The sequence below is a fragment of the Paractinoplanes tereljensis genome (assembly GCF_016862435.1).
Taxonomy (GTDB): Bacteria; Actinomycetota; Actinomycetes; order Mycobacteriales; family Micromonosporaceae; genus Actinoplanes; species Actinoplanes tereljensis.
Window position 1 is genome coordinate 533,249 of the sequence record NZ_BOMY01000022.1, and the last position, 14,611, is coordinate 547,859.

Consider the following 14,611-nt stretch of genomic DNA (forward strand, 5'->3'; position numbering starts at 1 on the left):
TGTCAGGGGGTGGCCGTCGGCGCGGCCGCCCCCTCTTCCTCGCCACCACCGGTGCCGGAGTCACCGCCGGTGGTCTCGGTGGCGGCGGGCGCGGCGGCGGTGGTGGGCGTCGTCTCCTCGGGCGCGGCCGTGGTCGGCTCGGCGGTCGGTTCCTTGGTCGGCGCCTTGGTGGTCGCGGCCGGCGCGGCCGGGGCGGTCGTCCCGGTCGTCTTGCCGGGCTTCGAAGCCGGCGCCTGGCCCGGATTGTTGTTGTTGCCGTTGCCCCGCTTGCCGGTGGTATGGGTCGCGGCCGGGGACTGGACGCCGCCCGGCTTGGTGGTCGCCGATTCGGCCGGCGTCGAGCCGGGCAGCAGACCACCGTTGACGAACGCGAACACCGCCACCGCCGTACCCAGAATGACCAGGACCAGGGCGGCCATCAACGCCGTACGCCCGCGGCCGCCGCCCTTGCTGGGGGGAAAGACGGCCGGAAGCACCGCGGTGTGGCCACTGACCGGCGAGGCCGGCCGCGCCGGAGCCGGAGTGGCCGCCAAGATCGCCGTGGTTGCCGAACCGGGCGCCACCGCCTGATCGGCCAGGGCGAGTTCGGCCGTGTCGGCCATCGCCGACGCGGACGGGAACCGGTCCGCCGGGTCCTTCACCATCGCCGTGCTGACCAGGGCGGCCACCCTCGGCGGCACGTCGCTCGGCAGCGGCGGCGCCTCGTCGCTGACATGCTGCACGGCCACCGCGATCGGGCTGTCACCCATGAACGGCGGATGCCCGGCCAGGCAGTGGTAGGCCACCACGCCGAGGGCGTAGACGTCGGCGGACGGCCCGGTCGTCTCCTTCGAGACCTGCTCCGGCGCGATGTAGAGCGCGGTGCCCACCACCTCCTTCGCCCCGGTCAGCGCGGCCGACTCGGCCGAGCGGGCCACCCCGAAGTCGACCAGGACGACGGTTCCGTCCGGCTGGATGATCAGGTTGCCCGGCTTGACGTCGCGGTGCACGATCCCGGCCTGGTGGGCGGCCTCCAGGGCGCGCCCGGCCTGCGCGACGATCGACATCGTCTCGGCCGCGCTCAGCCGGCCGCGCTCGGCGATCCGCTCATTGAGGGCCTGCCCGTTCACCCGGGCCATCACGATGTACGCGTCCGGACCGCTCTGCCCGTAGTCGTAGACGTCCGCCACGCCCGGGTGCTGCAGCACCGCCATGGCCCGCGCCTCGTGCCGGAACCGGGTCTGGAATCCGGGGTCACCGGCCCGGCCGGCGTGCAGGGTCTTGACCGCGACGTCCCGGCCGAGCACGGTGTCGGTCGCCCGCCAGACCTCGCCCATGCCGCCGGCCGCGATCCGGTCGTCCAAGCGGTATCGATCGCCGAGTATCTCTCCGGGAAGGGGCATGGCATGTCCACTACCCACTCGGGGCTCCGGATTAACGGCGGAAGCGTGCGGCCGCCGTACCTTCCAGGCGCGCGGCCGGCAAACGACGGCCGGACACCACCAGCAGTAGGTCCTGGGCGGTGCCGCGCAGCGGCGCCCCGGCCCCGAAGGTCCAATCGAGATCGGTCGCCTCCAGCCGCACCTCGCTGAGGTCCACGCCGAAATACCGGACGTTCCGGTCGCGCATCCCGGCCAGGATCAGGCCGACCCGGGACACCGGCGGCCGCCGGTCGAGGCCCAGCGCGACCGAGATGTCCAGCCCGTGGATCACGTCGTGCGACAGCGCACCCACCGACCCACCGCCCGGCGGCCGCCACGGATGCTCGATGTTGGCGCGCAGGCAGGCGAGCAGGTCGGCGTCGGTGAGGCGGGACGTGTCCCGGCGGGCCACCCGATCCGACATCCGGTTGAAGTTGCCGAAGTCCCGGAGCATCTCGCCGAGAAACCTCGGCGGCGACATCCGGAACGGCATGGTCATGTGGGCCACCACTTCCCGCACCCGCCAGCCGGCGCACAGCGACGGCGCATCCCACCGCCCGGCGTCCAACTCGCCGAGCATCGCCGCCAGTTCACCGCGCTCGGCGACGACCGCCGCCCGCACCGCTTCCTCGTCCATAACCCCTCCAGATCAACAGCTGTTCGGAGGGGATACTCACGGCGCGGGTCATTCTCATCGGTCCGGCGGCGGCTTTCTCAGATCAAGGCAGCGGTACGACGTACGAGTCGACGCGGGCGATCAGCCCGTCCCGGAAGGTGAACAGGTCGTTGAAGGCGAACCGGAACGGCCCGTGCTCGACGCTGACGCCGCGGCCCTCCCCCGTCGTGACGACGACCGGGCCGTCCTCGAAGACCCGCTGAACGTCGAGGTCGGGGCTGCCCTTGAACCCCGGGTTCTCGATCTCGCCGTCGAACTCGTCCTTGCCGGCGGTGGTCCGGTGACCGTGGATGACCCACTCGACGTCGTCGGTGAGGGTCGCGAGGATCCGCGGGTGGTCACTCGCCCGGAAACCGGCGAAGTATTCGGCGACAAGGTCACGCTGGCTCATTTGATGGCCTCCGAGAGGTGTGCGGCGAGGGCGTCCAGGATCGAGGCGAGCCCGTCGGCCGCCTGGGCGGTGCGCAGCTCCGGGGGCAGGCGCCGCTGATGAACGGTGAGATGGGTGCCGTCGCCGTCCGGGCGGAGGGTGACGGTCGTCCGTAGCCCGGTGACGGGTTCGTCGAAGACGAGGTCGTGCGGCGCGGCGATACTCACGTAGACGAACCGGAGCCGCCGGCCGGGACCGCCGCCCGGCGGCCAGGTGTCCAGAGCGAACTCACCGCCGGGCCGCAGGTCTACGAGCACCGATGAAGGCGGCACGACGGCGTGCGAGCCACCCCAGAACGCCGCGATCCCACCCGGCGAGGTGAACGCGGTCCACACCCGGGCCGGTTCCGCCGAAAGGTGCCGCCGGGCGATGAGCTCGTCGCCGCGGAGTTCGCTCACCGCAGGTGCTGTTCGAGCGCGTCGAGCCGGTCGTTCCAGGCACGACGCTGATCGTCGACCCACGAGCCGAGCAGGGAGAGCCGGTCGACACTCAGGCGGCAGGGTCGCCGGGTGCCCTCGCGCCGCTGCTCGACCAGGCCACTTCGCCGCAGCACACCGACGTGGTGAGAGATCGCCTGCTGGGTGACTTCGAACGGCTCGGCGAGTTCACCGACGGTGGCATCCCCCAGGGCGAGCCGAGCCACCAGCGCACGGCGAACCGGGTCGGCGAGAGCCACAAAGATCAGGTCGAGGTCACCTTCGGGGGCGGCCAATGAAGCAGACATGACCACACCCTAGTACAAACGCTTATTTGCACAAGTGCTCGCTTGTTAAGACCAGAATCCCGGTGCTCTTAACAACTGTAAGAGCCCTCTATGCGTATTTGTCCGGCATATCCGTCTCAACCGTATCCAGGGGACGCACGCAAAGTGCGACGGCATCGCACGGCTGATCCGCGATAGTCAACGTCGATAAAAGGGGCGGCGGCCGTATGCAGACGACCACCGCCCATGTCCACGGTCAGGCCGCAAAACCCAAACGGAGGGACATCATGAACCTTAACGAAAGCAGCGGGCCGACGACACGGCCCGAGGCGTCGAGAGCGAGACGGATCTCGCTGCGCCACATCGTGATCATCGCGGTTTCCGCCGCCCTGGGGAGCTTCGCCTGGAATCGAACCGGCGGCGACTACCTACTCAGCGCCCTGATCGTGTGCCTCACGGCATCGGCGATCGACGTACGGGTCACTGATTCCGGCAAGTAAGAATCTTCTCGACTGGTGGCCGACCCGAGTCGGCCACCAGATGCCCGGAGGACGACCATGTGGATTACTCGAGCGCGACTACAGCGACCACAGCCGTACGACGTCGCCCGAGCCCGGCTGACGAGCCTCGCCGAGAACTCGGGAGCGAGCATCTCGTTCGAGACCAACGGCGACGTGGTCGTGAGCACTCGCCAGATGTCCGACGATGCCGCCGGCGCCGTCCGGGCCGGCCTCTCGGAGATCGAAGGGTTCCTCGCCACCACCCGCCTCGATCTGCGCGTGGTTTCGATCAGCACCCAGCAGGTCGGGGCGGACGAACCCGCTCCCGACCTGGTCGGTATTGCGGAGATCGCCCAACTGATGGACGTCTCGCGGCCGAGAGTGCATCAGATCGCGCGACGGAGTGCCTTCCCCCGCCCACTCGCCGCGTTACGGATGGGTCCGGTCTTCGCGCGCCGGGCGATAAAGGAGTACATCGACTTCGAGCGACCTGCCTAGACCACTAGGTAGAGCAGGAAGACGAAGATGAAGCCGACCACCGAGATGATCGTCTCCATCACCGACCAGGTTTTGATGGTCTGCCCGACGGTCATCCCGAAGTACTCCTTGACCAGCCAGAACCCGGCGTCGTTGACGTGCGAGAAGAACAGCGACCCGCAGCCGATCGCCAGCGCCAGCAGCGACACCTCGGGCTTGTCCAGGGTGGCGGCCAGCGGCGCCACGATTCCCGCCGCGGTGATGGTGGCGACGGTCGCCGAGCCGGTGGCGACCCGGATGCCGACCGCGACCAGCCAGCCCAGCAGCAGCGCGTTGATGTTGGCGTCCTTGGCCGCGTCGGCGACGATGTTGCCCACCCCGACATCGACGAGCACCTGCTTGAAGCCACCGCCGGCGGCCACGATCAGCAGGATGCCGGCGATCGGCGGCAGCGACCCGCCGAGCACGGCGTTGGTCTCCCGCCGGTCCATCCCGGACCGCTTGCCCAGCGACCACATCGCCAGCAGCACCCCGAACAGCAGCGCCACCGGCGGATTGCCGAGCACGTCGAGCGCGTCCCGCACCGGATTGCCCTTGTCGGCGGTGAGTTCCCCGACGGCCCGGGCCAGCATCAGCACGATCGGCAGCAGCACGGTCAGCACCGCCGGCCAGAAGCCGGGGTTCCGCCGGTTACGGTCGGGCTCGGTGGCGTCCTTGGCGTAGTCCTCGTCCCCCGAGGCAACAGCCGCGTCGGCCGGTCCCAGGAGCGCCGGCACCGGCAGCGGCACCCGCTTGGCGATCCAGTTACCGAAGACCGGCCCGGCCACGATCACCGTCGGGATCGCGCAGATCAGCCCGAACAGCAGCGTGAGCCCGAGGTCGGCGTTGAGACTGGAGATCGCCACCAGCGGCCCCGGGTGCGGCGGCACCAGCCCGTGCAAGACCGAAAGCCCGGCCAGGGCCGGAATGCCAACCCGCAAAAGCCCGATGTCCGTACGCCGAGCGACGAGCAACACGATCGGCACCAGGAGCACCACGCCGACCTCGAAGAACAGCGGCAACCCGACCAGGGCGGCGACGCCCGCCATCGCCCACGGCAGCGCCGAGCCGGAGACCCGCTCGACGATCCGGTTGACGATGCCGTCGGCGCCACCCGACTCGGCCAGCAGAGCACCGATCATCGAGCCGAGCGCGATCAGCAGCCCCACGCTGCCGACCGTGCTGCCCAGCCCGGTGGTGAAGGAGGTGACGGTGGTGCCCGGTGAGGCGCCGGCGACCAGCCCGAGCGTCGCCGAACCGAGGATGAGGGCCAGGAACGGATGCCACTTGGCCCAGGCGATGAGAAGAACGACGACCACGATGGCCAGCACCGCGGCGAGTACTAGTTGACCGGTTCCGGCATCAGTGATGGCCTCGGCAGCGAGGGACGTCATGGGCCGGGCATACCCCCGCCCGGTTGCTTTGAATCTTCGTCGGGTAAAAGGGATAAATGGCCAAGTTGATCATGCCCGAGGTGCGCGCGGCCGCGAAGGTCCGGCCGGTCGACGCGGCCTGGGCCTTCGCCCTGCGGGCCGGCCTGGCGGTGGCGGTCCCGCTGGTCGTCCTGGTAGCGGCCGGCCGCCCGGCCTGGGCCGGGGTGGCGACCTTCGGAGCTTTCACCGCCCTGTACGCCCGGGACGAGCCCTACGCCCGCCGCGCCCGCGTGCTGACCTTCGCCGCGGTCGGCCTGCTCGCCTGCGTCTTCACCGGCACTCTGGCCGCGCTGAGCCCGCATCCGGAGGCGTTCGGCGCGGCTGCGGTGGCGCTGACCGGCGGCGTGGCCACCCTGCTGTGCGGCCGCTTCCGGGTAGGCCCGCCGGGCGGCCTGATGTTCGCCTTCGCCACCGCCGTGACCAGCGCGATGCCGGCCACGCCCACCGACCTGTGGCGGCACCCGCTGCTCTGCGGCGGCTCCGCCGCCCTGGCCTGGCTGATAGCCATGGCCGGCGTCCTGGTAGACCGAGACGCCCCCATGCGCCTGGCGGTGGCGCGGGCCTTGCGAGCAGCCGCCGCCCTGAACGACACAGCCCCCACCTTCCCCACCCCGAACGAAGCGACAGCAAATTCCGCCGACCGACAGCAAACGCCAGGCGGCCCCGCCGCAGAACAGCCGCCGCCCGGCACGCGGAGGAGCGACACACCCCCGAGCCCCGCCGGGCTTGTTGCGCGGCAGCAGGCGGCGGCCGCGATCGAGCGGGCCTGGCGGGCCGTTCCGCCGGATCGGCCGGCGGAGGCGCTGCTGGTCGCCCGAGCCGAGACCGAGCTGAGCGGCATCCACGGCCACAGCCCGGAGGCCGCGAAGGCCCTGCGCGCCCTGGCCGACGCCGTCGCCCGCCGCGGCCCGGCCCCGATCGCCGAGATGCGGAAGGCGGAGACCGACGAGGTACTCGGCCGCCGCGTCTACACGCTGCTGCTGCGCGAGCCCGGCGCCCGCCGCCCCGGCCCGGTCTGGCCGGCCGCCGCCCGGGTAGCGCTGGGCGCACTGGCCGCGGGCGCGGCAGCCGGCCTGCTGGCCCACGTCACCGGCCTGGGCCACCCCTATTGGGCGGCGCTGTCGGCGGTAGCGGTGCTGCAGGCGGACTCGATGCGGCTGTCGCTGCACAAGGCGATGCAGCGAGCGGCCGGCACCACCATCGGCCTGTTCCTGGCCGGCGCTGCGGTGGCCCTGCCCGGCGACCACTGGACCCTGGTCGCCGCGATCGCGATAGCGCAGGTCTGCGCGGAGCTGCTGGTGGTCCGCAACTACGGCCTGGCGATGCTGGCGATCACTCCGCTGGCCCTGCTCGTAGGCGAGCTGGGCCGCCCGACCCCGGCCGCCGACCTGATCGGCGACCGCCTGGTGCAGACCCTGCTGGGCTGCGCGCTGGGTCTGCTGGCGGCGGCGATGGTGCGCAACCGGGCCGCCGTCCGCCACCTGAACGAGGCGATAACCGCGGTGACAGCGGCCACGACGGCCCTGCGACGCGATCCAGGCGGTCCCTCCGGCGAGGCGACGCGGGTCGCCCGAGCGTTGCTGACACTGCGCGAGGCGTACGCCGTAGCAACCGGCGAACCAGGCCTGGCCCCCGACACCACCGAGCGAGTCCTGGCCACCGAGCGAGAGGCCCGCCAGTCCCTGGCAAAGCTGAACCGCCCAGACGCAAACAACCAAACCGACTCCCCCACCTGACACCCCCGAATCGCGACCTTGACGAACTCCCGTCACCTCCCAACAGCGGCCCCACAAGATCGACAGCGCCGGGCAGCGCCAAGCCGAGCCAGCCATCCCCGCATCACGACCTTGGCGAGCTCCCGTCAGCTCCGAACGGCCGCTCCACAAGATCGGCAGCGGTGGGTGGCGGCGGGCGGGACGGGCGGTGCCACGCCGGGCTGGGCTGGGCGGTGGGTCAGATTCGTTCGGCGCTGAACCAACCCGACGCGGACGGGCCCAGTGGCTCGTCCAGGTGCACCGCGAAGACGGCTCGCACCGCCGTCGCCACCACGTTGAGCAGGGCCGTCACGCCGCGGGCCTGGGCTTCGGCGGCGGGGCCTACCGCCCAGAAGTAGGTGGCCTGCTGTTTGACGATGCGGATTCGGTGGCTCTCCTCGGTGAAACCGAAGGTCAAGTGGGCGAACTGCTCGTAGTCGATGCGGAACTCCCGGGGCTCCTGCCGCATGTGTGGGCCGGGCACGCTGTGGCAGTGCACGCCCCGGTTGCTCAGGCCGATCAGAGAGCCGGCGTCCAGGTCGCCCAGCCGCACCAGCCACAGCGGACGCTCGGCGGTGCGCAGTGAGAGCACCGGCAGCCAGCGGTCCACCGGGCCGGGTTCGCGCAGCACCCGGCGCAGTTCCTCGACGGCGGCCGCGCGGGCCAGCTCGACCCGGTCGCCGGTCCAGTCGCCGCGCAGGCCGGCGGCCCGCGGCGAGCCGCCCAGCAGATGCCCGATGTAGGGGCGGACCCACCGGCGGCCCGGGTCGTCGAGCAGCATCCGCACGATCCGGCCGGCCATCGGGCTGCCGTCGCCGGCGTCCAGCTCGTCGATCAGGGCGGCGACCTCGCGCGGCGACCGGTACTGGATGACCAGGTCCAGATAGCGGTCGACCAGGTCGGGGCGGCGGCCGCCGGACGCGGCCGGTTCGGGGGCGATGTGCCACAGCCGGGCCACCCATTTGACCGTGTCGGGGCCCCGGGCCAGCTCGCCGAGGATCGCGTCGACGACCGGGACGGCCGCGACGGCGCAGGCCCGGGTCAGCACGGCGGCGATCACCCCGGGCGGTTCGCCGGCCAGTTCGGCGGCGAACGCGCCCGGCGCGGCGAGACCGGTCAGCCGGGCGCTGTGCACGGCCGAGGCCACCACGAGGTCGATGAGGACCCGGGTGCCGGCCTGGGACGGCCAGGCGAACCCGGGCGGTACGGCGGTGGCGATCGCCCGGGACAGCACCCGCCGGTCGGCCCGCACCAGCTCGGCCATCACCTCGACCACACCGCTCGGGGTCAGCCCGGCGAGCCGCGGGACGAACCGGCGCATCGGTTCCGGGTCGAGCCGGGCCAGCACCGGCCCGGTCGTGCCCGGCCCTTCGGCGACCACCGCGTCGGCCAGGGCGTCGGCCGCGTCGTGGTCAGTGGTCTCGAGGTGGCCGATGAGCGCCGCGACGTGCCCGGGGTCGCACCGGGCAGCCGCCCGCGCGAGCGCGTCGTCGATCGGGACCGCCCCCAGCAGCCCGATGAACTCGATGGCGTGCTGACAGTGCCCGGCCGCCCGACCGATCAACCGACCGGCCCGCTCGTCGGCGCCGACGTCGCGCAGCGCGGCGCCGAGCGCGGCCGCCACCGGGATCCGGGCTACGGCCCGATCCAGCACCCCGTCCAGTTGGCTCTCAGACCGCTGGCCGGCGGCGGAGTGATGCTCGGCCCGCCCATCGTCCGGTTGACGCTCGGACCGCCGGTCGGCGGCGGAGTGATGCTCGGCCCGCCCACCGTCCGCTTGACGCTCGGGCCGCTGGCCGGCTGCAGCCTGGTCATGTTCGGCTTGCCCACCGTCCGCTTCGGACAGCGCCGCCACCAGCGCGATCATCTCCGGGCGCCGATCGAGCCGGACCTCGACGGCTGCGTCGAGCAGGGCATCGCGTTCCGGCGGTTCGAGCAGGCCGGACACCGCGACGACCTCGGGGGCACCAAGCCCGGCGGCGAAAGCGGCGAAGGCCGCGCGGCCCGGATCGGGCAGTGCGGTGAGGATCGCCGCGATCTCGGCGGCGGGCCGCTGGCAGGCGGCAGCCAGCACCCGGCCGGCGTCGGCCGGGTCCAGGACCTCGACGACGCCGGCCACCTCGCCCGCCGTCCGGCTCGCGCCGATCGCATCGAGCAGCATCTCGGCCGGCCGGTGCCCACCGGCGGCGCGCATCTCGGTGATCCGGCGCACCACGGCGGACGGGGCAAGCCACGGCAGGCGCCCGGCCGGGCTGCCGTCGACCATCATGGACGGATTGAAGCACGTGACGGCCGCAAGCGGGCCGCACAACCTGTCAGCCATCCGCCGTCATCAACGACGGCCGGCCCCGGCGCACCACCGCGATGCCCCGGCTCCGGCCGGGGACACCGCCGTCACGCCACCGCGATGGCCTCGATCTCCAGGAGCCATTCCTCGGCGTAGATGCCGGTGATGATGATGGTGAGAGCCGGATGGTGATCGCCGAGCACCTCGGCCCGGATCCGGCTGTTGGCCGCCCGATACCGGCGATCGGACAGGTACGTGGTGACCTTGGCCAGGTGGCCCAGGCTCAGGCCGGCCTCGGCCAGCACGGCGCCGATGTTCGCCCAGACGAGCCGGCACTGGGTGTCGAAGTCGTCCGGCACCTTGCCGTCGCTGTCCGCCCACGGCACCTGACCGCTGACGAAGACGATCCGCTGGGCACCGGTAACGAGCGTGCCATGGGTGTAGTTGCCGGTCGGCGCGGGCAGGGCGGCCGGGTCGACGGCCGTGATGCTGGCGTGGTCCACGTGATCTCCCCCGGTGAGCCGGCGCGGGTGGCACCGGCGACTCACCGGACGATATCGACAGCGGCCAACCCGTCGTCAGCCGGCGAGGCCGGCCTTCACCGCTCGGGTTACCTCGTCGGCAAGGATTTCCGGGCGGCCCTCGGCTAGGCCGTCCAGGGCCAGCGCGGCCACCACGGCCGGGTCGGTCTTCTGGTCGGCGGGGACGTGCGCGGCCATGTCGGTGGCCATGTAGCCGACGTGCAGCGCCGCCACTTCGATGCCGCGCGGGGCCAGCTCGTCGCGTACCGCTCGGGTCATCGCCCAGCCCGCCGCCTTGGCCGCGGAGTAGGCACCGGCCTGGGCCGGGTGCCACCACGACAGCACGGACAGCACGTTGAGGATCGCGCCGCCGCCGTTGGCCTCGATCGCCGGGACGAACGCCCTGGTCACACCGAGGGTGCCGAAGTAGTGGGTCTCCATTTCCAGGCGGATCTGGTCCAGGTCGCCGTCGATCAGGCTCTGGCCCAGGGACGTGCCGGCGTTGTTGATCAGCAGGGTGGCGTCGCCGGCCGTCTTGGCAGCCTGTGCGATCGAGGCCGGGTCGGTGATGTCCAGCTGCAGCGGGATCGCGCCGGGGAGATCGATGCTGTCCAGCACCCGCGCGGCGGCGTAGACCTTGGCGCCGCGCTCGAGGAGCTGGGCGGCGAAGTGGCGGCCTAGGCCGCGGTTGGCACCGGTGACGACGGCTACCGAGTTCGTGATGTCCATGCGACTTAGATTACGAGTGACATCTAAAGGCCGCAAGGTAATAGATGACACACGCCATCTATACTCAGGTTCATGGGACGGGTGTCGCAGGCGCAGGCGCAGGAGAACCGGAAGCGGATCGTCGAGACGGCGGCCCGGCTGTTCCGCGAGCGCGGGGTGGACGGGGTGAGCGTGGCCGACGTGATGGCCGAGGTCGGGCTGACCCACGGTGGCTTCTACAAGCAGTTCGCATCCAAGGACGCGCTGGTCGCCGAGGCGGTCGAGCACGCCTTTGCGGGGATGGCCGAGCGGCTGCGCGGGCTCGACCGGGAGACCTTCCTGCGGGAGTACCTCTCCCCCGAACACCGGGACAATCCGGGGATCGGCTGCCCGGCGGCCGGGTTCGGCGGCGACCTGGCGCGTGAGGATGGCGCTCTCCCGGCGTACACGCAAGGGGTTGATCTTTATGCGGAATGGCTCGGAGATGATCTCGCGGCGGTAAGCACCCTGGTCGGAGCGATGGTGCTCGCGCGCGCGACGGCCGGCACCGAGCTCTCCGACCGGATCCTGGAGGCGGCGAAGGCCGCCCTAGCGTAGGCGGAAATTGGCCTCGAGGATGTTCAGCGCCTCCTCGAGCTGCCCGAGATCTTCCGGGCCGAAGCCGTTGGCCGAACCGGGCGGGGTGATCGCCACGACGACGCCGACGATGGCGCCCGCCACCACCCGGTAGCTGAGGTCGTCGGCGCTCCCGCCGTCCCGCTCGGCCAGGGCGGCGGCGAGCATGTCGACCGCCATCACCGTCTGGTTCATCACCCGCGCCCGCAGCTCGGGCACCGCCTGGTAGATCCGCTGGCGGCGCCGCTCGCTCTCCCACTCCTCCGCGCTGAACTGCAGGAAGACCGACTTCATGCCGTTCAGCAGCGCCTTGACCGGGGAGACGCCGGGCGGCTGCGCCTTGATCGCCTCGACGATCAGCGGGTCGTAGTCGTCGGTGAGGATGACGTCTTCCTTGGTCGGGAAGTAGCGGAAGAACGTGCTCGGCGAGACCTCGGCCGCCTCCGCGATCTGGTCCACGGTGGTTGCCGCGTACCCCTGCTCCTCGAAGAGCCGGATCGCCTGCTCGCGGATGGCGAGCCGGGTCTTTGCCTTCTTGCGTTCCCGCAGGCCGGCTGGCAGGGGCGAGGTCATAGCCCCGATTCTGCCAGGGCCAGCCGTTCCTCTTCCACGACCGCCGCCGCGGGCGCCTCCCGGCCGGGGAGCATCAGCACCGCGAGGATCACTCCGGCGGCCGCGACGGCCGCCGCGACCACCAGCGAGACGTCCATGCCGTGGGTGAACGCGGTGCGGATCGCCTCCAGCGCGCCGGGGTCGGTCGCGGTCGCGACACCGCCGGCGACACTCTCCCGGGCCGTCGTGCTCGCGCTGCCCGGCAGGTGATCGCGGTAGGCGCCGTTGAGCACGGTGCCCAGCACGGCCACCCCGATCGCGCCGCCGACCTGGCGCATCGCCTGCAGCAGGCCGTTGCCGACGCCGCTGCGCTCGGCGGTGAGCGCGCCCAGCGCCGCGTCCATCGACGGCGGCAGGGTGAAGCCGAGCCCGAGACCGGCCAGGCTGACCCAGGTGGCGATGAATCCAAACCCGCTGGTCGCGCTGGTCTGCGCACCGATCAGCAGGGCGACGGTCATCAAGGTCAAACCCCCGGCGATGACCGTACGGCTACCGAGTCGCGCCGCGAGCTTCTCGGCCGTACGGGCGCCGACAAGCAGTCCGCCGATCACCGGCAGCAGCCGCAACCCGGAACCGAAAGCGTCCTGCCCCTCGACCGCGCTGTAGAACTGTGGCAGCGAGAACATCAACCCGAGCATCCCGAAACTGGCCACCGTGGCGAGCACGGCACCACCGGTGAACTGCCGGGAGCGGAACAGTGCGAGGTCGACGAGTGGAACTGTGGCTCGCCGCTGCCAGAACACGAAGCTCGCGAGTAGTAGAACTCCGGCGATCATGGTGATCAGCGAGCGGGCGTCGGACCAGCCCCGATCGCCGGCCTCGATGATGCCGTAGGTGACCGAGACCAGGCCGGCCGCACTGAGCAGCACGCCGGGCAGGTCGAAGCGCCGGGTGCGGTCGCCGTGCGACTCGGGCACCCAGAGCGACACCGCGACCAGGGCGATCGCCACCAGCGGCACGTTGATCAGGAAGACCGAGCCCCACCAGAAGTTGTCGAGCAGCCAGCCGCCCAGCAGCGGGCCGAGCGGGATGCCGAGCGCACTCGCGGTGAGCCAGATGGACAGCGCCCGGGAGCGCTCCTTGGCCTCGAACAGCACGGTGAGCACCGCGCCGGACAGCGGCATCAGCACGGCGGCGCCGAGGCCGAGCGCGGTGCGGGCCGCGATGAGCTGACCGGTGGAGGCCGACCAGGCGCAGGCGGCCGAGGCGGCCCCGAACACGAACAGGGCGCCGAGCAGGAACTTCTTGCGGCCGAAGCGGTCGCCGAGCATGCCGGCCGGCAGCAGCACGGCGGCGAGAACCAGCAGGTAGGAGTTGGTGAACCACTGCAGGTCACCGGTGGAGGCGTGCAGGTCCCGGCTGAGCGTCGGCAGGGCGACGCTGAGGATCGTGGTGTCCAGGCCGATGGCCAGGGTGCTGAGGGCCAGCGCGGCGAGCGCGTACCAGCGCGATTTGGAAGTAGCCATGTTTTGACAGTAGCTGTCACTTCAGAGTGACTGTCAAGATGTGCCGTCTCAGCCTGCCCTCAGAATGGGGTGGTGATCGATGACGAGGTGCCGGCGTTCTGGGGCTCGCTCGGCCTGCCCGGCCTGGCCGACGTGCACACGCACTTCCTGCCGCCACGGATGGAACGCCGGGTCTGGCACCACTTCGGGTCGGCCGGCCCGCTGATCGGACGGGAGTGGCCGATCAGCTACAAATCGGATCTTTCGGATCGGTTGGCCGTGCTGCGGCAACTCGGGGTGCGGACCTTCAGCGCCCTCGCCTACGCCCACCGGCCGGACATGGCCGCCGACCTCAACCGCTGGACCCTGGACTTCGCCGCCGCCACCCCAGGTTGCCTGGCCAGCGCGACGTTCTTCCCCGAGCCGTCGGCGCTCGCCTACACCCGGGCGGCGCTGGCCGAGGGTGCGCAGATCTTCAAGCTGCACCTGCAGGTGGGCGGCTTCGACCCACGCGCCGCCGAACTCGACCCGGTGTGGGGACTGCTCGCCGAGGCCGGCACGCCGATCGTCGTGCACGCCGGCTCCGGCCCGGTCGCGGCCGGCTTCACCGGCGCCGGCCCGATCGGCGACGTGCTGCGCCGCCACCCACGGCTGGCGATCATCGTGGCGCACATGGGCGCCCCCGAATACCGCGAATTCTTCGACCTGGCCGCCACCTTCGCGAACGTCCGGCTGGACACCACGATGGCGTTCACCGACTTCTTCGAGGAGATGGCACCCTTCCCGCCGGGCCTGCGGCCCGCGCTGCGCGACCTCGGCCTGGCCGGAAAAGTCCTGCTGGGCAGCGATTTCCCGAACATCCCCTACGCGTACGGGCATCAGATCGCATCACTGGCCCGGCTCGATCTGGGCGACTCGTGGCTACGCGCCGTGCTCTGGGAGAACGCCCGCGACCTGCTCGGTTCGGCGCCGCGCGGGTGAAGATCCCGGATTTAGGTGCGCGGGCATGCC

General features: G+C 71.6%; 16 protein-coding genes. 5 read left to right on the forward strand and 11 right to left on the reverse strand.

Features of this window, described 5'->3' with window-relative positions; all coding sequences use genetic code 11:
* Positions 1 to 2: 2 nt before the first annotated feature.
* The 5 genes from Ate02nite_RS17570 to Ate02nite_RS17590 form a co-directional block, all read right to left on the reverse strand.
* On the reverse strand, positions 3 to 1,382 hold the full coding sequence (locus Ate02nite_RS17570; protein WP_203806681.1) for a serine/threonine-protein kinase: 1,380 nt from the start codon (positions 1,380 to 1,382) through the stop codon (positions 3 to 5).
* Between the two features lie 31 nt (positions 1,383 to 1,413).
* Positions 1,414 to 2,037 carry a maleylpyruvate isomerase family mycothiol-dependent enzyme gene (locus Ate02nite_RS17575; RefSeq protein ID WP_203806683.1) on the reverse strand — a complete coding sequence of 208 codons (624 nt, stop codon included), beginning with the start codon at positions 2,035 to 2,037 and terminating at the stop codon, positions 1,414 to 1,416.
* Positions 2,038 to 2,119: 82 nt separating this feature from the next.
* Positions 2,120 to 2,467 (reverse strand): nuclear transport factor 2 family protein, encoded by a 348-nt coding sequence (locus Ate02nite_RS17580; RefSeq protein ID WP_203806685.1) that lies wholly within the window; start codon positions 2,465 to 2,467, stop codon positions 2,120 to 2,122.
* The gene (locus tag Ate02nite_RS17585; RefSeq protein ID WP_239147486.1) at positions 2,464 to 2,904 is read right to left on the reverse strand and encodes an SRPBCC family protein; all 441 of its coding nucleotides are present in this window, start codon (positions 2,902 to 2,904) and stop codon (positions 2,464 to 2,466) included. The genes Ate02nite_RS17580 and Ate02nite_RS17585 overlap by 4 nt, the downstream gene beginning before the upstream one ends.
* Positions 2,901 to 3,230, reverse strand: coding sequence for an ArsR/SmtB family transcription factor (locus Ate02nite_RS17590; protein WP_203806686.1), 330 nt, complete (start codon positions 3,228 to 3,230; stop codon positions 2,901 to 2,903). Before Ate02nite_RS17590 ends, Ate02nite_RS17585 begins: the two co-directional genes overlap by 4 nt.
* A gap of 206 nt (positions 3,231 to 3,436) precedes the next feature.
* On the opposite strand from Ate02nite_RS17590, the gene Ate02nite_RS17595 reads away from it, so the two are divergent.
* Both Ate02nite_RS17595 and Ate02nite_RS17600 read left to right on the forward strand, forming a co-directional pair.
* Complete coding sequence (locus Ate02nite_RS17595; RefSeq protein WP_203806688.1) at positions 3,437 to 3,709, forward strand: hypothetical protein; 273 nt, start codon at positions 3,437 to 3,439, stop codon at positions 3,707 to 3,709.
* 57 nt (positions 3,710 to 3,766) lie between these two features.
* Positions 3,767 to 4,207 carry a hypothetical protein gene (locus Ate02nite_RS17600; protein ID WP_203806690.1) on the forward strand — a complete coding sequence of 147 codons (441 nt, stop codon included), beginning with the start codon at positions 3,767 to 3,769 and terminating at the stop codon, positions 4,205 to 4,207.
* On the opposite strand, the gene Ate02nite_RS17605 is transcribed toward Ate02nite_RS17600, so the two are convergent.
* A complete protein-coding gene (locus tag Ate02nite_RS17605) occupies positions 4,204 to 5,619 on the reverse strand; it encodes a GntP family permease (protein ID WP_203806692.1) in 1,416 nt (471 codons plus the stop codon). The genes Ate02nite_RS17600 and Ate02nite_RS17605 overlap by 4 nt on opposite strands.
* Positions 5,620 to 5,675: 56 nt before the next feature.
* Between Ate02nite_RS17605 and Ate02nite_RS17610 the strand changes: the two genes are divergently transcribed.
* The gene (locus Ate02nite_RS17610; protein ID WP_203806694.1) at positions 5,676 to 7,394 is read left to right on the forward strand and encodes an FUSC family protein; all 1,719 of its coding nucleotides are present in this window, start codon (positions 5,676 to 5,678) and stop codon (positions 7,392 to 7,394) included.
* A gap of 217 nt (positions 7,395 to 7,611) precedes the next feature.
* On the opposite strand, the gene Ate02nite_RS17615 is transcribed toward Ate02nite_RS17610, so the two are convergent.
* The 3 genes from Ate02nite_RS17615 to Ate02nite_RS17625 form a co-directional block, all read right to left on the reverse strand.
* A complete protein-coding gene (locus Ate02nite_RS17615; protein WP_203806696.1) occupies positions 7,612 to 9,681 on the reverse strand; it encodes a hypothetical protein in 2,070 nt (689 codons plus the stop codon).
* Positions 9,682 to 9,806: 125 nt separating this feature from the next.
* Positions 9,807 to 10,202, reverse strand: a complete 396-nt coding sequence (locus tag Ate02nite_RS17620; RefSeq protein WP_239147487.1) for a RidA family protein — start codon at positions 10,200 to 10,202, stop codon at positions 9,807 to 9,809.
* Positions 10,203 to 10,277: 75 nt separating this feature from the next.
* The gene (locus Ate02nite_RS17625) at positions 10,278 to 10,949 is read right to left on the reverse strand and encodes an SDR family oxidoreductase (protein ID WP_203806698.1); all 672 of its coding nucleotides are present in this window, start codon (positions 10,947 to 10,949) and stop codon (positions 10,278 to 10,280) included.
* Positions 10,950 to 11,021: 72 nt separating this feature from the next.
* Between Ate02nite_RS17625 and Ate02nite_RS17630 the strand changes: the two genes are divergently transcribed.
* On the forward strand, positions 11,022 to 11,525 hold the full coding sequence (locus Ate02nite_RS17630) for a TetR/AcrR family transcriptional regulator (RefSeq protein ID WP_203806700.1): 504 nt from the start codon (positions 11,022 to 11,024) through the stop codon (positions 11,523 to 11,525).
* Here the strand turns inward: Ate02nite_RS17630 and Ate02nite_RS17635 are convergent.
* Both Ate02nite_RS17635 and Ate02nite_RS17640 read right to left on the reverse strand, forming a co-directional pair.
* The gene (locus Ate02nite_RS17635; protein ID WP_203806702.1) at positions 11,517 to 12,116 is read right to left on the reverse strand and encodes a TetR/AcrR family transcriptional regulator; all 600 of its coding nucleotides are present in this window, start codon (positions 12,114 to 12,116) and stop codon (positions 11,517 to 11,519) included. The genes Ate02nite_RS17630 and Ate02nite_RS17635 overlap by 9 nt on opposite strands.
* Entirely contained in the window at positions 12,113 to 13,621 is a 1,509-nt protein-coding gene (locus Ate02nite_RS17640; protein ID WP_203806704.1) for an MFS transporter, read from the reverse strand. Before Ate02nite_RS17640 ends, Ate02nite_RS17635 begins: the two co-directional genes overlap by 4 nt.
* 72 nt (positions 13,622 to 13,693) lie before the next feature.
* Between Ate02nite_RS17640 and Ate02nite_RS17645 the strand changes: the two genes are divergently transcribed.
* The gene (locus tag Ate02nite_RS17645; RefSeq protein ID WP_203806706.1) at positions 13,694 to 14,581 is read left to right on the forward strand and encodes an amidohydrolase family protein; all 888 of its coding nucleotides are present in this window, start codon (positions 13,694 to 13,696) and stop codon (positions 14,579 to 14,581) included.
* Positions 14,582 to 14,611 lie beyond the last annotated feature (30 nt).